This is a genomic window from Algoriphagus litoralis (assembly GCF_003259255.1).
GTDB classification, from domain to species: Bacteria; Bacteroidota; Bacteroidia; order Cytophagales; family Cyclobacteriaceae; genus Algoriphagus; species Algoriphagus litoralis.
Window position 1 is genome coordinate 266,578 of the sequence record NZ_QGOL01000007.1, and the last position, 21,315, is coordinate 287,892.

The following is a 21,315-nucleotide window of genomic DNA, read 5'->3' on the forward strand; positions in this document are numbered from 1 at the left end:
TCCAATTTTTTAATCCTTTCTAAAATCCCTTATTCTACCTCCTCAGCCCCAAATAGTGTCTGCAGTTCTACCGCATCGATGCCTTTCTCCTCCTGCAAAAACTTCCCAAAAGAAGCCGTACTTCCATGAGTCAGGTACACTTTATCGGCTTCTGTAGCCGCAATGGCCTGGATTAAACCCTCCCAGTCCGCATGATCTGAGAGCACAAAGCCCCGATCAGCTGCCCTTCTTCGACGCGTACCCCTCACACTCATCCAGCCCGAACAAATCCCGGTACGGTAGGAGCCAAACCGCTTCATCCATGGAGTTCCCATCGCGGAGGGAGGCGCGATGATCAATGAACCTTTGAAAAGGGATTTGGGCATTTCCTGAGTTACTTTAGGAACATCCCAAAGATCTATTCCATTGGCAATGAGAGCCTGATTGGTGTTCCATACTGCCCCGTGGACAAAAACCTGCCCGATGGTTTTGTCAAGATTTTGAATAATTCGCTGAGCTTTTCCAAGTGAGTAGGCAAAAAGTACCGAGTTTCTTCCTTCGGCAGCATTCTCTTTCCACCAGGAATTGACTTGCCTGAAAATTTCAGTTTGCGATTCCCATTTATAAATCGGAAGTCCAAAAGTGCATTCAGATACGAATTCGTGACATTTGATTGGTTCAAATGGAGTGGAGAGTCCATCGTTTTCCACTTTATAATCCCCACTTACTACTGCAACTTGTCCCTTATATTCCAAACGAACCTGTGCCGACCCCGGAATATGTCCTGCAGGATGTAGTGAAATTTTGACACCGTTGATTTCAAGAGACTGATCATAGTCGACTGTCTCCAGACTGATTTCAGCTCCTAATCTGAGCTTCATGACTTCAGCCGAATAATGATGAGCCAAATAATGCTTCATTCCCCATCTAGCGTGGTCCGAATGTGCATGGGTAATTATTGCCAAATCCACAGGTTTCCATGGATCAATAAATATCCCTGCAGGTGGACAGTACAGTCCCGAATCTGTTAATTCCAGAAGTTTCACTGATTCTAAAAGTGCAATTTTAATTTATGATTTTGCGAAAAAATGAAGGCAATATCAAATTTCTTCAGGCTTGGTTTGCGGCTTTGCGTAGGAAAGTCTGCCCAGCTTTTTCCCGACATGATATTCATCCAATCCTGAAACTGTTACCGTGTCCAGCGCATTGAGGTCCAGTGAGCCATCTTTTCGTAGTCCTATTTCTTCAATATAGATCGAATCAATGCTGCCAATCATGAGGATTGTCTGATTGACCTTAAGGGTCTGTGTTTCCAAAAGTGAACAGGCTAGTCTAACCGGACTTTCTTTGACAAATGGAGCTTTGAAACCATTCAAGTACTCAGGTACAATTCCTGTAGCTTCAAATTCGGAGGTTTCCCACTTTGCAGAAGCCCAATGACTTTCTTGATAAAATTTTGAAGTGACGTGGTTCAAAGTAAACACTCCGGTATTCAAAATATTATCCAAGGTGTGCCGAATTACGGTAGTTGGCCGAAACAAAATTCCTACCATTGGCGGATTCGCTCCGATATGAAACACCTGTGAAAAAGGAGCGAGATTCGTTTTACCTTCTCCATCTTGGGTACCGATGAGGTTTAGGCTTTTAAATCCAGATAAGCAATTGATCAGATTCCTTCGAAAAAAGGAATCTGCTGCCATAATTTCTTCCGAATTGAAGTGCTTGATCATAAATTGATAGCCGCTTCAATCGAATCGCAGTATTGGATATCCAACTGGTCAATGATGTTGTCTGGATAGGTTTCCAAGATTTGCTGTTTGGCTATTTGGACCATTTTTTCAAACCACTTTTCAGCAGGAAGGATTTTGCGATGGGTTTTCAGTCCATATTCAAGCATATCTTTTTTCCAATGGATAAAATACCATTCCATGGTAGGCTGATGAAAGGCCCTCAGGGATCTTTTATCGAAGATGAACTTCTGGTAATCACCGGACTTGATGATTGTTCCGATTTGGGTGAATGTCTCCTTAAAATCTTCAATTGGGATATAGTCTGCGAGGAGCTCACAGATAATGATTTTCCTTTCTAGGTTAATCAAAACTCTGGCATATCTTTCCTCAAAGGCTACCTCGAAGTTTTGAGTTTCGGATGGATTTAATGTTTCAGTCATAGCTATTGGAGGTAAAGCTTAGTAAACGGAATTTTTACGCTGGGAAGTGGCATGCGCTACTTCTTCTTTGAACTCAGACAATCGCTGCTCCAGCACAGAGGCGTATTCCAACGTGGTGCGCATCATATCCTGTTGAGACTGGATTTGCTCCTTCAGTCGGAATAATTCCCGATTGACATCAGACAGTTTCTCTTCGTAATGTTGTTTGAGCCGCTCTTTTTCAAGCTGGGCTTTCCTCAATTCTTCCTTGAAAAGCAGGAATGATTCAGGTGGAGTTTTCATAATCACAGCACATTCATCTCGGGACCGTACCCAGATATTAAGACAAAATGAACGGTTAAATTGTTTAAGACTATTTTAAATTTGACATTCCTCCGTCTATATGAAGGATCTGACCTGTCATCCAGGAGGATTTGGGAGAAAGCAAAAAAACTGTCGCCTCAGCAATATCCTCAGAACTGCCGACTCTGCCCAGCGGGTGTCTTTTGTCTGAAGCTTCCTTTTTCTCAGGAGTGGAAAGTAAAGTAGAAGCGAGAGGAGTCTCGGTCAAAGAGGGCGCGATGGCATTGACTCTGATTTTGTTTGGTGCCCATTCAGCGGCAAGTGAGCGGGTCAATCCTTCGATTGCTCCTTTGGCAGAGGCTATGCCTGCATGAAAGCCCATTCCTGTCTGGACAGCTACTGTACTGTAAAGCACCACAGAAGGCGCAGATGACTTCTTCAAGCCTTTCAGGCACGCCTGCAGGACTCGAACTGCCCCAAAGAAATTGACGTTCATTTCATTTTGAAAATCCGAAATGGATATCCTGTGGAAAGGTTTAAGATGGATTGTACCCGGACAATACACCACTCCATCGATTACCTCTGGCAAGTCTGGGATTTCCGAAAAATCAGCAGTGGTGTCCAATTCTGTGGTATCATTTCCGCTTTTGGAATACAAAAATAGATTGGCTCCCGCCTCCCTTAGGATAGTAGCGGTGGCTTTTCCGATACCTGAATTCCCTCCGATGAGGACAATATTTTTATCTTTCATTAGTCTGTTTGGATATCTCTTGAAATCAATTGAGGCTTTGGATTGTTTAGAAAAAGCCAAAAAAAAACCGGACGTTTTGCCCGGTTTCATGGTTTTTTATCAGAGAAAATTACTTCTCTAGGGTGATATATTTCAGAAATTCGTTTCTGGATTGCTCGTCTAATTCAAATTTTCCAGAGAAAAAAGAAGTGACTGTCGAACTGTTGGTGTCTTTCACTCCACGGGAGCTTACACACATATGGTATGCGTCCATCACCACGGCGACATCGTCTGTCCCCAGTGCTTCTTTCAATTCGTTCCCAATCTGCATCGTCAATCGCTCCTGAACTTGCGGTCTTTGGGAATAATACTGAACAATCCGATTGATCTTTGACAAGCCTATCACTGCACCATTGGAGATGTAGGCTACGTGTGCTTTGCCATAGATCGGTACGAAGTGATGCTCACAGTGTGAATGGAACGTAATGTCCTTTTCCACCAGCATCTGGTTGTATTTATACTTGTTTTCGAAAAGCTTGGCTACAGGCTTATTTTTGGGATTTAGCCCGCTGAAAACTTCTTTCACATACATCTTGGCCACGCGGTGAGGTGTACCTTTCAGGCTGTCATCCGTGAGATCCAGCCCCATGATGTGCATAATTTCACGAAAATGTTTTTCGATCAATTCAACTTTGAGCTCATCATCCATCTCAAAGGCGTCTTCTCTCAAGGGAGTCTCCAGGGAGGTGCCTACATGTTCTTCTCCGATATCCTCGAATGAAGCTCTGGAAATATTAATTCCCATCGTACTCAACAAAGTTTCTTTCTGTTTCATAAAGACGAATCGTCAATTCGAATTTCCGATCAATTTTTTCCCTCAAAATATTCCAAATAACCACTGCAATGTTTTCAGCAGATGGATTGAGACTTTTGAATTCATCGGTATCCAGGTTTAAATTTTTATGGTCAAACTTATTTAAAACGTATTCCTTGATCAGGTCGCTGAGTACTTTCATGTCAAAAACATATCCGGTCTTGGGATCGATTTCTCCCTTCAATTGGACAATAAGATCATAATTGTGACCGTGATAATTGGCATTATTGCATTTGCCAAATATGGATTCATTCTCTGCATCGGACCATTGAGGATTATTCAGACGGTGTGCGGCGTTGAAATGTTCTTTGCGATAAACTGATACTTTCATTGATGGTAGAAACAGCAGGACTTTTATTTTTGTTTAATTATTACATTTTTTCTTTAAACAAATAAGCCAAATCTCTGCAAGTCAATTTATTAATTTTTGGGCTGCGAAAATAGGGATTTAAGATAGGCTCCCAAAATCTACTGAGACAACATCACACAAAACCCAAGAAACATCCCAGATGGTTCCATTTTTCTTTCTGTGAAAAATGATTAAAATCACCTCCTGAGGTCCGGCAATATTTTTGTCTACCGGGTTATTGAAGTAATTTTGCAACTCATCTCAGCATAAGCATTTAGGACATGATTTCACCGGGAATTTTATTACCCTTAGTTTGGGCTCTGACATTCCGTCAACCGGTCCCTGCTCCCAGCGAGGCAGTCCTTACGTCCGAAAAATTTGATTCCGCCTCGGAAATTCTCCAATCTTTAGCCCAAAGACATCCAAACATCCCTACACTTGAAGCATTTAATTTTGCACTAGAGGGCTGGGATAAGCTGAAGGACACACTAGAAAAGCCCTTGCTGACAGTGATCGATTTTTCGCTTCCTTCCACTGAAAAAAGGCTGTGGATTATTGATGTCGAAACTCAGGAAATCCTCCTGAATACGGTAGTGGCACACGGAAGAAACTCAGGCAACTTAATGGCAGAGAAATTTTCCAACCAACCGGAATCCTACCAGAGTAGCCTAGGTTTTTACAAAACTGCCGAGACCTATCAAGGAAAACATGGGTATTCCCTACGTTTGGATGGGTTGGAAAATGGATTCAACGACAAGGCTCGAGCTCGGGCTATTGTGATCCACGGGGCAGATTATGCTAATGAAGAATTTGCAAAATCCACGGGTCGCTTGGGTAGAAGTTTAGGATGTCCTGCACTTCCTTCTGCCTTATCAGCTGAAGTGATCGATCTGATCAAGGAAGGCAGCCTACTTTTCATCTTCGGGCAGGATGAGGATTATTTGAGCCGATCGGAGCTCATCCAACCCTGAATTAATTTCGAAGCAAGGCCAAAACTTCAGCGTCTCGATTGTAAATATCCTGACGGAAATGGGCCTTACCGGTAGAATCAGCCCAGAAGGTCAAATAGACCAGAACAACCGGGATTTTTCTAGGGAGTGAGACGATCTGCTCTGTAGTTTGATGCATGGCTTGATCGATCCGTTCAGGAGTCCATTTCGGATCATCCTTCAGCAGCACTTGAGCAAATTTGGCCGGATTCTGAATCCGAATGCATCCATGACTCAAGGCGCGATCTTCTTTGTCAAAAAGCGTTCTGGCTGGAGTGTCGTGAATGTACACACTGTGGCTATTTGGAAACATAAACTTGACCAATCCCAGCGAATTATTCCCTCCGGGCTTTTGCCGGATCATGTAAGGGAAGGATTTGGAGTTCCAGTCAATGGATGAAGGATTTACTACTTTGCCAGAGGTAGTCACTACTTCCATGTTCTTCTGCTGCAGGTAGGATGGGTTTTTCCTTACCGAAGGAATAATTTCGGAGCGGGTAATCGACGTTGGTATGTTCCAGTAGGGACTGAAGACGATATAACTCATCTGGGCAGTAAAGATTGGAGATTCATGATATTGCTTCCCTACAATCACACGAGCAGAGAGGAGAGTGTCCAGTTTATTCAGGTAATCCAGTTGGTAATTGGCAATATTTACGAGGATAAACTCGGCTCCTTTGACCGTGTCAGGCAACCAACGCAATCGCTCCAAGTTTACAGAGGCCATATCCATCAGCGAAGCAGGAGATTTACTGATCGCCAAGGCTGTATTTTTGCCAATAGTACCATCAGGCTCCATTCCATTAGCCTGCTGAAATTGCTTGACCCCTGCAAATAATGTGGAATCGAAAAGCTTTGGGTCAGCCGGTGGAGTGGGACTGACATATCCCCAGAAGGCAAACCGCTGCCTTACTTGAGGGATCGCATTATTTGATTGTCCTACTTTAAGGGATTGATCTAATTTGATAGGTTTCCAGTCCAGCGTATCCTTTTTCTGAAGCTCATCCATCATCCGCACTACCTCACGCCCTTTTTTATAAATAGTAAACTGAGGGTAAAGTTCTTCGAGAGTTTGTCGTATTTCACCGGTGTTGATCGCCTGATGGAGAAGCATCACATGGTCTTTTCGTTGGGCTTTGGGCGTGATTTCCCAGTCAGTTTTCAGTTTACTGGGATCTACTTTTCCAATTTCCAAATGCGTTGCAAGTTTGAAAAAAGCATCAGTCAGAATTAAATCTAGCTCGACGACATCGCCCGCTTCATTTGCAATACCTGATTTTTTATTGGATTCAAAAGAGGAAAATAGTCTTTCGATTACTTCCAGATGATAATCTTCAGGATTGAGCCCATCATACTTTGCCTGCTTGATTTCAAACCGTAGCGCATAGGCTTTTTCTAGCAAAATACCACGCTCTGACCATGCTTCTTCAAATGACCTCGAATCATAGAATCTGTGAATTTCATCCGAATTGGAAAGTGCGGATCCTTTCACAGTCAATCCTTTGCCAGGATTCTCTACCTCTAGCATTGTCCGCAGTTGATCGGAATAAATTCCCTGAAACAAGGGTCCACTCTGGACCAAAAAAGGAAAAATAGAGAGGAAAAACACCCCGAAAACCTGTTTTATCTTCATAGCAATACGTAGTTGGGAAGAGGGATAACGCCTTTGTAATCAAAATTAACTAGTAAGAAAGCCAAATGCTACATCCGATGAAATACCAAATTGAATTTCGGGGAATTAATGCTTACTGAACTTGAAAATCCTCAAATTCTCTTCCTAGCAGCCAGGCCTTTTTGAGCATGGCCAAAAAGTCTCCCATCCGATGTAGAGGAATCAAGTTTGGTCCATCACTCAGAGCTTTGGCAGGTTCGGGATGGGTTTCGATAAAGAAACCGTCAATCCCGGTAGCGGCGGCTGCTCTTGCCAAAACAGGAGCAAATTCCCGCTGTCCTCCGCTGCTGCCACCCTGTCCTCCCGGCTGCTGCACGGAATGGGTAATATCAAATACCACCGGAGCAAACTGTCGCATGATCGGCAATCCGCGCATATCCACGACCAAATTGTGATAGCCTAAAGAAAATCCGCGCTCAGTCAGGCAGACATTTTCATTTCCGGTGGAGCGTACCTTGGTCACAGCATACTGCATATCTTCTGGAGCCATGAATTGTCCACGCTTGATTTTGACCGCTTTTCCAGTCTGGCCAGCGGCCAAAAGCAAGTCAGTCTGACGACAAAGAAATGCAGGAATCTGAAGCACATCTACGACCTGAGCCACTTCCGCAGCTTGATAGCTTTCATGGATGTCTGTCACCAATGGCACATTCAGAGCCTCTCCTACCCGCTGCAAAACCTCCAGCGATTTATCCATCCCAATACTTCTGAAAGACCCCGATGAGGTACGGTTTGCTTTGTCAAAAGATGCTTTGAAAACGTAGGAAAATCCGTGCTCCTCTGCCCAAGCTTTTACTTTGGTCCCAATCTCCAGGCAAATATCAAAGCTCTCGACTGCGCAAGGTCCTGAGAAAAGTACGGGTTTATCTGATCCTAAAACGATGCCTTCACGAATGTGCATCGGCTGAGTATTTCTGTTCATAATTCCTTTTTGGCTAATGTTTCAATAAGTGGAATAAGCTGACCTCGGGCATGCAAAAGGATATCTCCTACCTCCCTAAAAACTCCCGCTCCTCCATTGAACGATGAAACGAAGTGGCAATGGCGTTTCACATAGGGTAGCGCATCCGCCGGAGCGACTGCCAAGCCGACATTAACCAAAATAGGCAGGTCAATGATGTCATCCCCGATGTAGGCTACCTCCTCCATACTCACCTCAAGGGTTTGCAGAATTTCAGCAAGCTTTTTCCCTTTGTCTTTGATCCCATGGTAGTGAAAGTCAAACTTGAGTTCCTCGCAGCGATTTTCCACCACTTGAGATGCGCGTCCGGTAATGGCACCTACGAGGAATTTAGCTTTGCGAAGGTAATAGACTATCAAGCCATCCTTCACGTTGTATTTTTTATACTCCGTACCCAGGTCATCATAGATGATTCCTCCATCGGTCAATACTCCATCGATGTCTGTGATCAAAACCTTAATCGATTTTGCCCGCTCAAAAATCTCTTCGGGCACATGCGCGAAATATTCGCTGATTATTTTTTCTGTTTCCATTGTACGGAATAAAGGTCGAGTCTTCGCTGCTCCAAGTTTCTTACACTTCCTGCTTTTCGCTGCTTGGTCAATAGATCCAAATCCACGTCAGCCACGATGATGGTTTCTTCATTTTCTGAAGCCTGAGCCACGATGGCATCGTGTGGAAAAGAGAAATCCGAGGGGGAAAATATCGCCGCTTGGGAATATTGGATGTCCATGTTCTCCACTTTTGGTAGATTTCCAACGGATCCGGTGATCGCCACATAGCATTCGTTTTCTATGGCACGGGATCTGGCACAGGTATTTACCCGAAGGAAGGCATTCTTGGTATCAGTCCAGAATGGCACAAAAAGAATATCCATCTCCTGCTCGGCTAGGATTCGTCCCAACTCCGGAAACTCGACGTCGTAGCAGATCAGAATCCCAATTCTACCGGCATCTGTATCGAAAACGTGAATCCCATTACCTCCCTGGAGCCCCCAATATGCCGCCTCATCCGGTGTAATGTGCAGCTTGTATTGTTTATCCTGAGTCCCGTCCCGACGGCAGAGGTAGCTAACATTTCGCAGTCGCTTGCCATCGTATTCCGGCATGGATCCGGCTACGATATTGACATTGTATGACACGGCCAATTCGCTCATTCGACCGACGATCTCGTCGGTATAGTCTGCCAGATTTCGGATCGCTTCGGAGGCATCCATGTCATTGAATTCTGCCAGAAGAGGCGCATTGAAGAATTCGGGCAAAAGACAAAAATCCGATTTGTACCCGGATACGGTATCCACAAAAAACTCCACCTGCTGCATCAGGTCATCCACATTGGAGAAGCGACGCATTTTCCACTGGACAAGTCCCAGCCGGACGATGGATTTTTTATTACCGATGAGTTTTTCGTCCTTTTCGTAGTAGATATTAATCCACTCGAGCAAAGTCGCATAGGCACGGGAGTCGGTATCTTCGGGCAGATATTTGGTTATTACCTTCCGTACGTGAAATTCGTTGGCAAGCTGAAAGGATAACACCGGATCAAAAATCTCGCGGCTTTTCACCAGATCGATGTATTTCCTTGGAGTCATTTCGTCGGCGTATTTTGAATAGCCTGGGATTCGGCCACCAGCGATGATGGATCGGAGATTTAGGTTTTCGCAGAGTTCTTTTCGGGCATCATAGAGTCTACGGCCGAGACGCATTCCGCGGTATTCGGAATGGACGAAAACATCCGTTCCGTAAAGTGTGTCACCATCGTCATCATGGGTGTCAAATTTCCCAAAACCTGTAATCTGATCGTAGGTATGGTTGTCGCCAAATTTGGCATAATCCACCACAATACTCAATGCGGCAGCAATCACGACTCCGTTGTCTTCAATACAGATTTGTCCTTCGGGAAAAACCTTAAGCTGGTTTTTCAGCTCAGCTTTGGTCCAGGCTCCCCCTTGATTTTTATAGATTGACACCATGATCTCCCGAATATCTTCGTAATCCGAAAGCTTGATGTTACGAAGTCTAAGGCGGTGTTCTAATTCTTCTCTGTGCTTACTCATGGGATCAAAATTAAAAATATTCAATCAATTATTTCAAAACTGAATCTTTGAATACGATAAATCAAAACATTCTACCGAATTGCATTTGAATTAAGAACAAAATTGGTTTTATCAGTTTTGTTTAAATAGTTTCAAGGTTTGGTTCAGGTAATTAACTTGTTTCAAAAGCAATAAAAGGATTCAACTATGGAAATGGAAGGTAGCTTTTGGGAGTGGCTCGAAAATCTTTTAAATGAAAATCTGATCAGTCTGGGTAATTCCAAATTGACGGTGGGTTTGATTTTGACCTTGGCCTTGTCGTTTACGGCACTTTTCATTATTTCTGAATGGCTACGGAGATTCTTGGTGAAACAGGTTTTGAAAAAAACCCAAATCGCACAGGGCACCAAGGAATCCATCGGCACGATCGTAAAATACGTCATCATTCTGGGAGGATTTTTTTCAATTCTCCAGACGCAGGGCATTGATCTGAGTGCTTTTGGGGTTTTGGCGGGAGCGATCGGTGTGGGTATCGGTTTTGGTCTGCAGAATATCACCAATAACTTCATCAGTGGGTTGATCATCCTTTTCGAACAACCCATCAAAGTGGGAGATCGCATTGAAGTAGGCGACGTATCCGGGGACGTAGTTCAGATCAATGCCCGGGCTACGACGGTAGTCACCAATGACAATATCAGTGTCATCGTACCCAATAGCCAGTTTATTGATAGTCAGGTGATCAATTGGTCACATAACGAACACCGGATCCGGTTTAATTTTCCGGTAGGTGTTTCTTATAAGGAAGATCCTGCCAAAATCAAAAAGATTTTGATCGAGGTAGCCAAGGCAAATGTGGGTATTCTCCAGCAACCCGAGCCCGACGTGCTATTTGACAGCTATGGGGACAATAGTCTAAATTTCAACCTGAGAGTATGGACCAGTGACTATGTCAATAAACCAAAAGTGCTGAAGAGCCAACTTTATTATGCTATTTTTGAGCGATTCACTGCAGAAAAAGTCGAAATACCATTCCCACAGCGCGATATTCACCTGAAGTCAGGGTTTGAAAAATTGGGAAATTAGTCTAATTTTCAGCCAAATAACTTATTAGCAGAGTTGCGATTACATTCATGATGAAAAAATTACTTCTTCTATTATTTTTTCTTGCGACTTTCTCTGCTCATTCTCAAAGCTTCTATCGATACAGATTTGAAGAACCCTGGTCGATTTCGGCCGGTATAGGACCTACACAATATTTTGGGGAATTGTATTCCTTCTGGAAATACAACGAGGGCGTTCAGCCGGATTGGCATGCAAATTTTGCGGTGAATTATATCTTTGGCACGCACCTCAAAGCACGACTGGAAGGGACATACTACAAGATGTCCGGTTCAGATCCGCCTTCTGATCCACGGGCTTTCCGCACTCCTAGAAATCTCAGCTTCCGTGCCTCAAATATTGAAGTAGCAGCCCTGGTTGAATACTACTGGCATCCAGTCAAAGTAAACAACATCACCCGTCACCTTTGGAATCCTTACATCTTTTTTGGAGTTGGAATGTCTACCAATAATCCACAGGCTGAACTGAACGGAACTTGGGTAGACTTACGACCACTCCAACTTGAAAACAACCCCTACAACGACAAAATCATCGTTTTCCCCATGGGTCTGGGTTTCAAATACAAGCTAAATGTCTACATGGACCTCAAGTTTGAGGGAAATTATCGATTTACGCTGACCGATTACATGGATGACATCTCGGCATACAATGTGAGCGAATTTTACCTGGATCTGGTAGAAGATTATGTGGATGGATCCAATCCTGACCGACTCCGGTTAGCGATAAGAAACCCTAATTTTGTCCTCGACAATGGGGAGCCCGATGTGGACGCCATCCTCAGAAATAACGGCCGAATCCGGCGAGGATCCGGATTGGAGCACCGCTACGATGGCTACATGACTGTCAGTGTAGGGCTTGAAATCTACCTCTCCCCGGATATCTGGGACAACTGGATTTTCAGAAACCGAATCAACGAGAAACGATTTAGATTCTGGTAATCAAGCCTTTAGACTCAAAATACCAAGGTCAGATTTGAAAATCAGGGTCTCGGTAGTACCGATGACATACATGGAAGCATGACTGTGATCACCCGATACGACGCCGACGAGTTGGATTCCATTTTTATCACAAAACTCGCGAATCCCCTGTTCGGCATCGTTGTGATTGTACACATGACGATGAATGACAAACTGCTCATGTCCTTTTCCGAATTCAGCCATTTCCAATTCAGCCTGTGAGGATTGGATAAAATTAGATTGAGTATTTACAAAAAGCAGGTGTATGGATGCCTTGAATAGTTTAGCCAAGGGTAGGATTTTTTCAAATGCCAATTTACCTGCTGGATTGAATACAGTAGCAAAAGCAATTTTTCGGAATGCGTTGCCATCTAAGGCCTTTTTTACTGCCAGAACAGGACAGGAGGAAAAGCGGATGACTTTCTGGAGATTTGACCCGACAAAATTCCCCTCTACATAGCCTCTACCATAGGCCCCGATCACTATCAAATCAGCAAGCGATTGTGCTGCGACACGCAGAATCTGCTCAAAGGGCACACCGATTTTTACTATTTGCTCAATTTGGGCTTTTGCAGGCGCCACCGACTTCATGTAATTGGGAAGAATATCGATGGCTTCCTGACGCTCTTCCATGAGTTGCGGATATTTCTGCTTGGCTTCATCAGCTAGCAGATCCCAATCTATCTCCGATGGAATCACGGTGACACAGATGATCTTTGCCTGACTTTTATCGCTGATCCGCTGTGCTGTTTTGAAAGCTGCAAGTGAATAGGTGGAGAAATCGAACGGAACCAGAATGGTTTTCATAGCGAGGGAATTTTTGTGATAAGACCTTAAATCTCCCCATTCATTAGCCAAATTCCCTTGTTAAAAATCAGGAGACAAGCTGATAAATATTAGGGTTTCGGTTTTCCATCCCTCTACAGACTAAAAAGTCTACCAAAATAGTAAAGAATCAATTAGCTTAGGACAGATAACTAATCGCAGAAATTCATGAGACAAATCCTTTTTATGTGTCTAGTCCTGATTTTGACAGGTGCATCATTTACCTCACAGGCTCAAACTCCAGAGGAAAAAATCAAGCAAATGGGTTTAGTCATACCCGAGGTAAGCCAACCCATCGCCAACTATGTCAAATGGAAACAAGTGGGCAACTTGCTCTACCTCTCCGGCACAGGACCTAAGATCTATGGCAAAGTCGGTGGAGACCTGAGCACAGAGCAAGGCTATGAAGCCGCCCGAGCTACCGGACTGGAAATCATTGCCGTACTCAAAGCCGCTACAGGTGATCTGTCCAGAATCAAGCAGTTTGTAAAAGTGCTCGGAATGGTCAATGCCACTCCTGAGTTTACCGCACAGCCCGCAGTGATTAATGGATTTTCGGATTTGATGGTAGAAGTATTTGGAGAAAAAGGCAAACATGCACGATCCGCCGTCGGTGTGGGTTCATTGCCAAATAATATGGCGGTGGAGATTGAGGTGATTGTGGAATTGGAAGATAAGTAAGCAGTCTCAGTAATCAGCGTCCGGTATGGTACTGGATACTGACCACTGCAAACTGAGCACTAAAAAAGACTTCCCTGAAAAGCATGGCCTTCCAACTGCAGGAGGGCCTTTTTTCTATCCAAACCACCTGCATACCCTGCCAGATTGCCATCACTTCCGAGTACTCTGTGGCAGGGAAGAATTACTAAAATAGGATTTGCTCCAATAGCTGCACCCACTGCCCGGATCGCACCGGGGTTGCCAAGCTTCTGAGCGATTTTCAGGTAAGTAGTCGTCTGACCTAGGGGTACCTGATTCATCGTCAGCCATACTTTTCGCTGAAAATCAGTTCCTCCCAACCCGATCGGCATATCAAAAGTCGTCCTTTCTCCTGCAAAATACTCCTCCAGTTGCTGTTTGGCACTCAAAAGTACCTGATCCAAAATCTCCCCGTCAGTTTCCTCCTCGGTAAACTTCAGCTCAGAGAGACACCCTTCGCGGGAGCTCATTTGGATATTACCTAAAGGGGAAAAGATGATGGGCATGAAATGAAAAGGTTAATTGGTTAATTGGTTAATTGGTCATTGATAATTGATCATTTCTCAACTCATCGCGAGTCGATACTTCCACACTTCTCTGATCTGCTCTGCTTCTACTTCAAACGGGACATAGATCGGATTGGCTGAGCAAAGCAAAAGTTTCTGCGCTTCTTTGATCTGATTGTAGACGATCTTAAACGTGACGCCATCCTGCTCGGTGACGATAACATAGCGCTCTCCGTCTTTGATGGCTGTCCAATCCTCCATGTATTCACAGACGATCCAGGCTCCGTCTGGGATTGGGAGCATCGAGTCTCCATCGACTTGGAAGACCCGGTGCTTCTTATCCATCGGGAGAAAAGGCAGTGCAAATCGGGGCAATTCGGCTATAAATTCCGGATCAGAAAATCCCGCCAAATAGCTTGCCTTGACCTTTTGGGAGACCACTTCGATCAGTTCTCGTCCTTGATCATCGACTGTGGTGGCCAGAATCCGCAGCTTCCTGCCACGCAGAAACTGATCCGTCTCGAGGAGTTCACGGAGTTTGAATTCAGAATAGGACTCAAGATCTTCTTTGATCAGCGTATCTATAGAGACATTAAAGTTCTCCGCTATGCGGACGATCACATCAAGTGGTGGAGAGATCGCCAATTCATAGCCAGCAAGTTTGGATCGGGAGATTGCCAATCGCTCCGCCAAAGCTTGCTGAGTCAATCCTTTCTTTTTTCTTAAAATCTTAATGTTTGAATGGAGGTACATAAGCGATAAAATAAGACAGCTTCGGTCAATTCTTTAAAATTCAAGAAACCAAAGTTATTCTTTTTGTTTAATTTATAGACTAATAATTGTTAATAATATAGACAAAAGTCATGGAAGGAAAGCGGAATATCGTGCATATGGATTTGGACACGTTTTTTGTGTCGGTGGAGCGGCTTTTTGATAGCAGGCTGAATGGCAAACCCATCCTCATCGGGGGCTCCGGTGACCGGGGAGTGGTGGCTTCGTGCAGCTACGAAGCCCGGAAGTTTGGCGTGCACTCGGCTATGCCGATGCGGACGGCGAGGCAACTCTGCCCGGAAGCTATTCTCGTGCGGGGGGATTTTGAGAAATACAGCCAAAAATCCCACGAGGTCACCGAGATTATCCGGGAAAGTGTTCCGCTCTTTGAGAAATCCTCCGTGGATGAGTTTTACATCGATCTCACAGGAATGGACCGCTTCTTTGGCTGCTTCAAGCTGGCCCATGAGCTTCGCCAAAAAATCATCAAGCAAAGCGGTCTGAACATCTCCATGGGACTATCCGAGAACAAAACCGTCTCCAAAGTGGCCACCGGCGAAGCTAAGCCCAACAACGAAAAGCAGATTCCATTCGGTCAGGAAAAGCCCTTTCTCGCTCCCCTATCCGTGCGTAAAATCCCCATGATCGGTGAGAAAACCTCCCAGACGCTCTACAACATGGGCGTCAAAAAAGTCCAAACCCTGCAGCAGATGCCCGCCGAACTGCTGGAAGCCACGTTCGGGAAAAACGGGACGATGATCTGGGAAAAAGCCAACGGCATCGACCGCTCTCCAGTCACGCCCTACTCCGAGGCCAAATCGATCTCTTCCGAAAATACCTTCGAGCAAGACACCATCGATGTTCAACTACTGGAAGCCACAATGACGGCCATGTGCGAGCAGCTCGCCTCCAAACTCCGCCAAAAAGGGCAACTCTCCGCCTGCGTGAGTGTGAAGATCCGCTACTCGGACTTTGAGACGCATACTGTGCAGCAGCGCATTCCCTACACTTCGGCGGACCATACGCTTCTACCTGTGGTGAAGGCGCTCTTTCGCAAACTCTACAGCCGACGCATGCTGATCCGGCTGATCGGTGTGCGGTTCAGCTCACTCGTGTATGGCAACTATCAGATCAAGCTCTTCGAAGACAGCCAAGAGCAGATCAACCTCTATCAGGCACTCGACAAGCTGAATGTGAAATACGGGGAAAAAACCGTCTGCCGAGCCGTGGCCATGGGTGTGGGAAGACGACGGTTTAATCCCTTTAATGGGATGGAGGTGTAGGAAAAAGGATTTGTAATTTAGTCAATCAAGGCATGGGAATTATCACAGTTTAGGAACCTGATTTCTAAATTGTAAAATATCACTCAGCCACATCCAAAAAGTATAAATTCTCGATCCTAACCGAAAATAAACCTGTAAATTTTCGATTTCGATCGAAGAAATACAGATTTTGCATGCAATGAACCCTTATCTCTTCACCACTCCCCGACTTGGATTTCGCACTTGGCAAGAGTTTGACTTAGATGATTTTGCGTCTATCAACTCAGATCCGGAAGTGATGCGATTTTTCCAAAAGCCCCTTTCCCGCGAGGAAACTCAAGCCATGATGAATCGCATGCAGCGGATGTTTGAAGAAAAGGGCTATTGTTACTTTGCCGTTGATTGGCTTGAGACCAATGAACTAATTGGTACAATTGGACTGGGCTGGAAAACCTTTGAATCGGATTTTACGCCTTGTGTGGACATCGGCTGGAGACTTGGGAAAAAGTTTTGGAACCAAGGACTGGCTTCAGAGGGTGCGTCAGCTTGCCTGAGCTTTGCGCAGCAAAACCAAATAAAAGAGGTGGTGTCCATGGCATCGATCGGAAATGGAGCCTCGATTCAGGTCATGAAAAAGATCGGCATGAGCTTCTGGAAGGACTTTGACCACTCAGAGCTCAATAGCTTCCCTGATATCCAGCGCTGTAGCTTGTATCGGATTAACCTTTGATCGGTTTTAATTTCCCACAGATTAACACAGAAAAAGTCTCAGACCTGCTTGCAGCAGGCAAGTCAGCACTGATTCTTTAACCTAAAAAGCGAAGCTTTCTCTCTGTGTCCTTGAAAAAGACCGATTGAGCTCAGGAGTTTTGAAGTTCAAAAAAAGGACTAATTCTTGAATCTCTATTTACTCTGTGTTCTCCGTGGCAAAAAACCATCTCGGTTAAAGTTTCACGCAGATCATCGCAGAAAAAGTCGCAAATCAACACAGATTCTTTAACCTAAAAAGCGAAGCTTTTCTCACTGAGCCCTTAAAAAAGTCTTATTGAATCTGCAGCTTCAAAGGATCAAGATGAGGATTGATTCCAAATTCTCCCTTTCTCCTTGACCTCCGTGGTGAAAAAAAATATGGACAAAAAAAAGATGCCACCCCCTCGACGAGGATGACATCCACTCCACCAACCCTAACCCAGCTATTAGTTGGAAGGAGCTAAAAAGAGCGAGGCAATTCCCAATACCTGTTCCATATTCAATGGCTCATCCCATCCTTCTGAGACGGCTGCTGCATCGATTCCGGTCAGATTGGACACATTTACACCGCCATGTGTTAGATTTTCTTCGCCTGCATAGATTGCTGTGGTTGCAGCTGGAAGTGAACCAATTGAACCGTTAGTGATCCAACCTTTCACCGTGTCCAAACCTTTTTTGGTACGCAGTCTTCTGACTTGGGAAGCATGGCGAGCTTCCACAGAGTGAATGGACAAAGCTGCAGTCAACACCACGTCACTCTCCTGCACCGCTGCGGCCTGTCCTTTATATGCTCTTACCCCGGTATCTTCAAAAGCTTGGGCAAGTGCCAAGAATGTCGGGTAATCCGAAAACGGCATGAAATTGCCCCCTGCTGTAAAGTCAAATTCAGGCTCTGCGACAGGGGTGCCACCCAAAACGTTTCCGATTACTTCCTGTAGAAACAGCACGTGAGCCAATTCATGATCGCGGATTTTCTGAAAGATTACGCGGTCTGCATTTTCGATCACGCTGGAATCCAATCCCATCTGATAGTATCGGTATTCCAAATGCTCGAGCGTCAGCGCATAATTCAACACTCCGATCAAGCTGGCAGTATTCGCTTTAGCTACATGAGGAATGGCGTTCAATACCCCAAGAGGTACAGCAGCCATTGCTACTTTTTTGCTGAAATCCCCAAACTGGCGAAAAGCATCTCTACGGGAATAAAATCGGTCTTTGTCCTCAGCACTTTTTGTGTCAGGACACATCGTATCTAATAATTTGATCAAGTTCATGTCTAATGTGATTTAAGTGTGGATTAACTAGGTAGCTGGCTGAAATCAATACCTGTCTTGACAAATGTACTGGCTGCAGTAAGCACCTGGGTGAAGTTCAGCGTTCGTTCCAGACCGTTGGCATCGATGATGTCATCTCCTGCAAAATCAGCCGAACCTGGATTAATCAGGTCACGGATAGCTGCCGCATGGCGGGCTTCTACTGATACAATTTTACCTGCAATCAAAAGGAAATCAGGATTTTCCAAAAATTGACCTGCTCCATTGTAAGCAGCCACACCCAAATCTTCAAACGTCTTGGCTGCCGCCAAAACTGCTGTCCTGCTGCTAAAATCGATGCTACTGAAATCTACTTCGAGTTCACCGATAGCACTGCCGCCCAAAGCTGCCTTAAAAAACTCCCGGTGAGCCCGCTCGTGCTTCTCTAGGTCTCCCATGATTGTCTTTTCCTCTGCTGAGGCATTGGCGAAATAACTCCCCTGCAGTACAGCGGCATAAAATGCAGCCTCCAATTGCTCCAAAGCATACGCATAATTTAATATCCCTGTATCACCAGAGCCCAGATTGACCATTCCCGGCATGGACGGAACCATGTCATCGTCATCATTACATCCCATCAGAAGCAAGCCCGCCCCTGCTACGGTCATCGTTCCCATTCTGAGAAACTGACGTCTGTTTGCATTTTTCACCAAACCCTGTGGCTTGATCAGTTCATTTTTCATTTTGGTGTGTTTTAGGTTAATCACTCGGTTTTCGTTTTCTGCAAAAAATCAAAGCAGGTTCATCCATGACTTTGATTGATTTAAAAGAATTACGAAGTGGTGTGATTCTTTGGATTGAGGGGATTTGGATATTTCCGAAAAAATCCTTGGGAAATGAGCTAAGTCGAATAATAAATTCTTTGCCGCAACCAATCACAAAACCCCAGCAGCTACCGCATCCAGTTTGGTTTAGCTCACTGCTTAAGTTAGTTTTTACATTTTAAATCACTGCAAATGAAAACGTTCAATCCCAGTAGTACAGCGGCCTTTGATCTACACCACTTTTCCGGAATAGTAGAGGAAAGCGGTAAAAATATGGAAACCCGAGTTAGCGGCGGCGGTGGCGGTGGTGCAACCTATCAAGGCACAGGTGGCAGCGCTCCGATTTCCATCTCATCTACTACGGTGATCCATGATCAGCTTTTCCTCACAAACAGCGAAGGCAAGGAGCGCTCCTTTCAGCTACAGGATTTCAATTTGGCATGTAGAAAAGGAAATCAAGTGAGTGTCCTCTGGGGAATCAAAAAAGGTAAGTCCAAAGGATCCTACCTCGCTGTAAAAAACCACTCTACTGATCAGCTATTCTTTGATGAAAACGAGGTCGATAAAATGTTCCTCAATCTGTGGATGCAGGCCTTGATCGTACTAGGGGGTGTACTGGCCATTTTTGTGATTTCATATTTAGGTTATATCATCGGAGGGGGCTTGTTTTTCTTGGTTTGGCGTAGGTGGCAAACTGCCAAAAAAGAAGTCGCCGATTTCAAGCAAGGCATTCGCGAAATGCCTTTTGACTGATAGCTACATTTTGAGGGAAAGCATTTACTTTTAAGGCCAACTCCTTCAACTATGAAAACCTGTTTGTTTACCTTTTTATTTCTCTTCACTGCCAGTTCGATTATTGCACAGCAGCAACTCTCTACCCGAGAAATGAATCGGATCAATTGGATGGAGTTTGCGGAATTTGTTCCTGAAAAAATCACGACCGTCCTTCTCCCCACAGGAACCCTCGAACCTCATGGTGTCATCAATAATGGCGCAGACAACACTGCACCTTTTGCCATGGCTTTGGACATTGCCGAGGAGTTAAATGCAATGGTCGCTCCCACGCTGAATTACGGGATCACCGGTTCGATGGCTGCCTATCAGGGCGCTTTTCAGATTTCTGAAGAGGCCTATGCTCCTTTTATTCGTGATATCCTTAAAGGATTAGCGAAAAACAAATTCAAAAACATCATCATTCTCAACGGACACGGTGGTGGTCAAACTGCGGTTTTGCAAAAAGTAGCCGCTGAAGTTGCCAATGAACTTGGGGTCCGAACACTGGTGATCAACTGGTGGTCTTATGCCTCAGATGTGACCTTGGAAGTTTTCAAAGAAGACGGTGGCCATGCCGGACTGAATGAAACAGCCTATATTCAGGCAATTGACCCGACTTTGGTACACAAAGAGCGGTACAACGCCGATCAAGCCACAGCCTATCCTAAAACAGGCACTTGGTCCGCAGTTCCTTTTCCTTCTTCTATCGGATTGTATCAGGAAGGTCAGGGATATCCTAATTTTGATGAAAAACAGGCCAAGGAATATTTCGAAAAAGTGAATGCAAAGGTCGCTGGATTGATCAAGGAGACGATTAGGAAGTGGGATTTGGCGGGATTGTAATCTTCGGAATTCATCATTCAGCGTTCGATATTCTATATTTTTTAATTAATGCCGAATGTTGAACATCGAATAGCGAAGTGATTCAGAAAAATAATTACAAAAACATGTCCTTTTTCTCCGACCAAACCTACCAAAACCTCTCCTCCACTGACTTCCAAATTGGCGAGTACGAGGCCTGCTCCTTTGTCGGATGCAACTTTTCAAACTTCAATTTCCAAGGCAGTAGCTTTGAGAATTGCACGTTTAGAAACTGTGATTTGAGCAATGCGAAAGTCTCTTCGGTCAGTTTCAGGCAGGTGAAATTTGAGTCCTGCAAGATCCTCGGTGTGCACTTCAACGTAGCCAACCCATTTTTGCTGGAATTCAATTTTCAAGGCTGTCAGTTGGACTACTGCAACTACTTCAACCTCAAACTGAAAAAATCCATTTTCAAAAATTGCCGAATGCTGGAGGTGGACTTTTCCCAAGCTGATCTCAGTGGTGCAGACTTTCAGGGTTCGGACCTCAGCGGAGTCGTTTTTGACCGCACCAATCTGGAAAAAGCCGACTTCCGTGAAGCCCAAAACTACCGCCTTGATCCTGAGACCAATAGGATCAAAGGCGCCAGATTTGATTTGGAGGGTTTGCCTGGATTGTTGGGGAAATGGGGAATTAAGGTGGGGTGAGAAATGACCAATTTTCAAACTCATCCC

General features: G+C 44.7%; 25 protein-coding genes. 9 read left to right on the forward strand and 16 right to left on the reverse strand.

Features of this window, described 5'->3' with window-relative positions:
* Positions 1–29 precede the first annotated feature (29 nt).
* The 7 genes from DK188_RS08805 to DK188_RS08835 all read right to left on the reverse strand — a co-directional run bounded on the left by DK188_RS08805 (position 30) and on the right by DK188_RS08835 (position 4,366).
* On the reverse strand, positions 30–1,025 hold the full coding sequence (locus tag DK188_RS08805; RefSeq protein WP_111670446.1) for a ligase-associated DNA damage response exonuclease: 996 nt from the start codon (positions 1,023–1,025) through the stop codon (positions 30–32).
* Positions 1,026–1,079: 54 nt separating this feature from the next.
* Positions 1,080–1,709, reverse strand: a complete 630-nt coding sequence (locus tag DK188_RS08810; RefSeq protein WP_111670447.1) for a flavin reductase family protein — start codon at positions 1,707–1,709, stop codon at positions 1,080–1,082.
* Positions 1,706–2,149 carry a hypothetical protein gene (locus tag DK188_RS08815; RefSeq protein WP_111670448.1) on the reverse strand — a complete coding sequence of 148 codons (444 nt, stop codon included), beginning with the start codon at positions 2,147–2,149 and terminating at the stop codon, positions 1,706–1,708. Before DK188_RS08815 ends, DK188_RS08810 begins: the two co-directional genes overlap by 4 nt.
* Before the next feature lie 18 nt (positions 2,150–2,167).
* Positions 2,168–2,431, reverse strand: a complete 264-nt coding sequence (locus tag DK188_RS08820; RefSeq protein ID WP_111670449.1) for a hypothetical protein — start codon at positions 2,429–2,431, stop codon at positions 2,168–2,170.
* Positions 2,432–2,501: 70 nt separating this feature from the next.
* Positions 2,502–3,182 (reverse strand): SDR family NAD(P)-dependent oxidoreductase, encoded by a 681-nt coding sequence (locus DK188_RS08825; RefSeq protein WP_111670619.1) that lies wholly within the window; start codon positions 3,180–3,182, stop codon positions 2,502–2,504.
* Between the two features lie 109 nt (positions 3,183–3,291).
* Entirely contained in the window at positions 3,292–3,996 is a 705-nt protein-coding gene (gene folE, locus DK188_RS08830; RefSeq protein ID WP_111670450.1) for a GTP cyclohydrolase I FolE, read from the reverse strand.
* Positions 3,956–4,366, reverse strand: coding sequence for a 6-pyruvoyl trahydropterin synthase family protein (locus DK188_RS08835; RefSeq protein WP_111670451.1), 411 nt, complete (start codon positions 4,364–4,366; stop codon positions 3,956–3,958). The genes folE and DK188_RS08835 overlap by 41 nt, the downstream gene beginning before the upstream one ends.
* Before the next feature lie 299 nt (positions 4,367–4,665).
* Between DK188_RS08835 and DK188_RS08840 the strand changes: the two genes are divergently transcribed.
* Positions 4,666–5,355, forward strand: coding sequence for a murein L,D-transpeptidase catalytic domain family protein (locus tag DK188_RS08840; RefSeq protein ID WP_111670452.1), 690 nt, complete (start codon positions 4,666–4,668; stop codon positions 5,353–5,355).
* 1 nt (position 5,356) lies between these two features.
* Here DK188_RS08840 and DK188_RS08845 read toward each other — a convergent pair whose 3' ends face one another.
* The 4 genes from DK188_RS08845 to DK188_RS08860 form a co-directional block, all read right to left on the reverse strand.
* Positions 5,357–7,006 (reverse strand): L,D-transpeptidase family protein, encoded by a 1,650-nt coding sequence (locus tag DK188_RS08845; protein ID WP_111670453.1) that lies wholly within the window; start codon positions 7,004–7,006, stop codon positions 5,357–5,359.
* A gap of 112 nt (positions 7,007–7,118) precedes the next feature.
* Complete coding sequence (gene kdsA, locus DK188_RS08850) at positions 7,119–7,967, reverse strand: 3-deoxy-8-phosphooctulonate synthase (protein WP_111670454.1); 849 nt, start codon at positions 7,965–7,967, stop codon at positions 7,119–7,121.
* A complete protein-coding gene (locus tag DK188_RS08855; protein WP_111670455.1) occupies positions 7,964–8,539 on the reverse strand; it encodes a KdsC family phosphatase in 576 nt (191 codons plus the stop codon). The genes kdsA and DK188_RS08855 overlap by 4 nt, the downstream gene beginning before the upstream one ends.
* Complete coding sequence (locus DK188_RS08860) at positions 8,521–10,062, reverse strand: carbon-nitrogen hydrolase family protein (RefSeq protein ID WP_111670456.1); 1,542 nt, start codon at positions 10,060–10,062, stop codon at positions 8,521–8,523. Before DK188_RS08860 ends, DK188_RS08855 begins: the two co-directional genes overlap by 19 nt.
* Before the next feature lie 186 nt (positions 10,063–10,248).
* Here DK188_RS08860 and DK188_RS08865 point away from each other — a divergent pair, with 186 nt between their 5' ends.
* The gene (locus DK188_RS08865) at positions 10,249–11,124 is read left to right on the forward strand and encodes a mechanosensitive ion channel family protein (protein ID WP_111670457.1); all 876 of its coding nucleotides are present in this window, start codon (positions 10,249–10,251) and stop codon (positions 11,122–11,124) included.
* A gap of 50 nt (positions 11,125–11,174) precedes the next feature.
* The gene (locus DK188_RS08870; RefSeq protein ID WP_111670458.1) at positions 11,175–12,098 is read left to right on the forward strand and encodes a hypothetical protein; all 924 of its coding nucleotides are present in this window, start codon (positions 11,175–11,177) and stop codon (positions 12,096–12,098) included.
* On the opposite strand, the gene DK188_RS08875 is transcribed toward DK188_RS08870, so the two are convergent.
* Positions 12,099–12,923, reverse strand: coding sequence for a universal stress protein (locus DK188_RS08875; RefSeq protein WP_111670459.1), 825 nt, complete (start codon positions 12,921–12,923; stop codon positions 12,099–12,101).
* 186 nt (positions 12,924–13,109) lie between these two features.
* Here DK188_RS08875 and DK188_RS08880 point away from each other — a divergent pair, with 186 nt between their 5' ends.
* Positions 13,110–13,622 carry a RidA family protein gene (locus DK188_RS08880; RefSeq protein WP_111670460.1) on the forward strand — a complete coding sequence of 171 codons (513 nt, stop codon included), beginning with the start codon at positions 13,110–13,112 and terminating at the stop codon, positions 13,620–13,622.
* Between the two features lie 59 nt (positions 13,623–13,681).
* Here the strand turns inward: DK188_RS08880 and DK188_RS08885 are convergent, their stop codons facing one another.
* Both DK188_RS08885 and DK188_RS08890 read right to left on the reverse strand, forming a co-directional pair.
* The gene (locus tag DK188_RS08885; protein WP_111670461.1) at positions 13,682–14,146 is read right to left on the reverse strand and encodes a methylated-DNA--[protein]-cysteine S-methyltransferase; all 465 of its coding nucleotides are present in this window, start codon (positions 14,144–14,146) and stop codon (positions 13,682–13,684) included.
* A 57-nt stretch (positions 14,147–14,203) separates the two neighbouring features.
* Positions 14,204–14,899 (reverse strand): XRE family transcriptional regulator, encoded by a 696-nt coding sequence (locus DK188_RS08890; RefSeq protein ID WP_111670462.1) that lies wholly within the window; start codon positions 14,897–14,899, stop codon positions 14,204–14,206.
* Positions 14,900–15,009: 110 nt separating this feature from the next.
* Between DK188_RS08890 and dinB the strand changes: the two genes are divergently transcribed.
* On the forward strand, positions 15,010–16,200 hold the full coding sequence (dinB, locus tag DK188_RS08895) for a DNA polymerase IV (RefSeq protein WP_111670463.1): 1,191 nt from the start codon (positions 15,010–15,012) through the stop codon (positions 16,198–16,200).
* A gap of 178 nt (positions 16,201–16,378) precedes the next feature.
* Positions 16,379–16,909, forward strand: a complete 531-nt coding sequence (locus DK188_RS08900) for a GNAT family N-acetyltransferase (protein ID WP_111670464.1) — start codon at positions 16,379–16,381, stop codon at positions 16,907–16,909.
* Positions 16,910–17,375: 466 nt separating this feature from the next.
* On the opposite strand, the gene DK188_RS08905 is transcribed toward DK188_RS08900, so the two are convergent.
* Entirely contained in the window at positions 17,376–18,203 is an 828-nt protein-coding gene (locus DK188_RS08905; RefSeq protein ID WP_111670465.1) for a ferritin-like domain-containing protein, read from the reverse strand.
* A gap of 23 nt (positions 18,204–18,226) precedes the next feature.
* A complete protein-coding gene (locus DK188_RS08910) occupies positions 18,227–18,925 on the reverse strand; it encodes a ferritin-like domain-containing protein (protein ID WP_111670620.1) in 699 nt (232 codons plus the stop codon).
* 273 nt (positions 18,926–19,198) lie between these two features.
* On the opposite strand from DK188_RS08910, the gene DK188_RS08920 reads away from it, so the two are divergent.
* The 3 genes from DK188_RS08920 to DK188_RS08930 all read left to right on the forward strand — a co-directional run bounded on the left by DK188_RS08920 (position 19,199) and on the right by DK188_RS08930 (position 21,288).
* A complete protein-coding gene (locus tag DK188_RS08920; protein ID WP_111670467.1) occupies positions 19,199–19,759 on the forward strand; it encodes a hypothetical protein in 561 nt (186 codons plus the stop codon).
* Between the two features lie 51 nt (positions 19,760–19,810).
* The gene (locus DK188_RS08925; RefSeq protein ID WP_111670468.1) at positions 19,811–20,623 is read left to right on the forward strand and encodes a creatininase family protein; all 813 of its coding nucleotides are present in this window, start codon (positions 19,811–19,813) and stop codon (positions 20,621–20,623) included.
* 104 nt (positions 20,624–20,727) lie between these two features.
* Positions 20,728–21,288, forward strand: a complete 561-nt coding sequence (locus DK188_RS08930; protein ID WP_111670621.1) for a pentapeptide repeat-containing protein — start codon at positions 20,728–20,730, stop codon at positions 21,286–21,288.
* Positions 21,289–21,315: the final 27 nt, after the last annotated feature.

Excerpts from the sequence above, each read along its gene's own strand:
- DK188_RS08810 (WP_111670447.1), bottom strand. The coding sequence starts at position 1,709 with ATGATCAAGCACTTCAATTCGGAAGAAATTATGGCAGCAGATTCCTTT.
- DK188_RS08815 (WP_111670448.1), bottom strand. The coding sequence starts at position 2,149 with ATGACTGAAACATTAAATCCATCCGAAACTCAAAACTTCGAGGTAGCC.
- DK188_RS08820 (WP_111670449.1), bottom strand. The coding sequence starts at position 2,431 with ATGAAAACTCCACCTGAATCATTCCTGCTTTTCAAGGAAGAATTGAGG.
- DK188_RS08825 (WP_111670619.1), bottom strand. The coding sequence starts at position 3,182 with ATGAAAGATAAAAATATTGTCCTCATCGGAGGGAATTCAGGTATCGGA.
- folE (WP_111670450.1), bottom strand. The coding sequence starts at position 3,996 with ATGAAACAGAAAGAAACTTTGTTGAGTACGATGGGAATTAATATTTCC.
- DK188_RS08835 (WP_111670451.1), bottom strand. The coding sequence starts at position 4,366 with ATGAAAGTATCAGTTTATCGCAAAGAACATTTCAACGCCGCACACCGT.
- DK188_RS08840 (WP_111670452.1), top strand. The coding sequence starts at position 4,666 with ATGATTTCACCGGGAATTTTATTACCCTTAGTTTGGGCTCTGACATTC.
- DK188_RS08845 (WP_111670453.1), bottom strand. The coding sequence starts at position 7,006 with ATGAAGATAAAACAGGTTTTCGGGGTGTTTTTCCTCTCTATTTTTCCT.
- kdsA (WP_111670454.1), bottom strand. The coding sequence starts at position 7,967 with ATGAACAGAAATACTCAGCCGATGCACATTCGTGAAGGCATCGTTTTA.
- DK188_RS08855 (WP_111670455.1), bottom strand. The coding sequence starts at position 8,539 with ATGGAAACAGAAAAAATAATCAGCGAATATTTCGCGCATGTGCCCGAA.
- DK188_RS08860 (WP_111670456.1), bottom strand. The coding sequence starts at position 10,062 with ATGAGTAAGCACAGAGAAGAATTAGAACACCGCCTTAGACTTCGTAAC.
- DK188_RS08865 (WP_111670457.1), top strand. The coding sequence starts at position 10,249 with ATGGAAATGGAAGGTAGCTTTTGGGAGTGGCTCGAAAATCTTTTAAAT.
- DK188_RS08870 (WP_111670458.1), top strand. The coding sequence starts at position 11,175 with ATGAAAAAATTACTTCTTCTATTATTTTTTCTTGCGACTTTCTCTGCT.
- DK188_RS08875 (WP_111670459.1), bottom strand. The coding sequence starts at position 12,923 with ATGAAAACCATTCTGGTTCCGTTCGATTTCTCCACCTATTCACTTGCA.
- DK188_RS08880 (WP_111670460.1), top strand. The coding sequence starts at position 13,110 with ATGAGACAAATCCTTTTTATGTGTCTAGTCCTGATTTTGACAGGTGCA.
- DK188_RS08885 (WP_111670461.1), bottom strand. The coding sequence starts at position 14,146 with ATGCCCATCATCTTTTCCCCTTTAGGTAATATCCAAATGAGCTCCCGC.
- DK188_RS08890 (WP_111670462.1), bottom strand. The coding sequence starts at position 14,899 with ATGTACCTCCATTCAAACATTAAGATTTTAAGAAAAAAGAAAGGATTG.
- dinB (WP_111670463.1), top strand. The coding sequence starts at position 15,010 with ATGGAAGGAAAGCGGAATATCGTGCATATGGATTTGGACACGTTTTTT.
- DK188_RS08900 (WP_111670464.1), top strand. The coding sequence starts at position 16,379 with ATGAACCCTTATCTCTTCACCACTCCCCGACTTGGATTTCGCACTTGG.
- DK188_RS08905 (WP_111670465.1), bottom strand. The coding sequence starts at position 18,203 with ATGAACTTGATCAAATTATTAGATACGATGTGTCCTGACACAAAAAGT.
- DK188_RS08910 (WP_111670620.1), bottom strand. The coding sequence starts at position 18,925 with ATGAAAAATGAACTGATCAAGCCACAGGGTTTGGTGAAAAATGCAAAC.
- DK188_RS08920 (WP_111670467.1), top strand. The coding sequence starts at position 19,199 with ATGAAAACGTTCAATCCCAGTAGTACAGCGGCCTTTGATCTACACCAC.
- DK188_RS08925 (WP_111670468.1), top strand. The coding sequence starts at position 19,811 with ATGAAAACCTGTTTGTTTACCTTTTTATTTCTCTTCACTGCCAGTTCG.
- DK188_RS08930 (WP_111670621.1), top strand. The coding sequence starts at position 20,728 with ATGTCCTTTTTCTCCGACCAAACCTACCAAAACCTCTCCTCCACTGAC.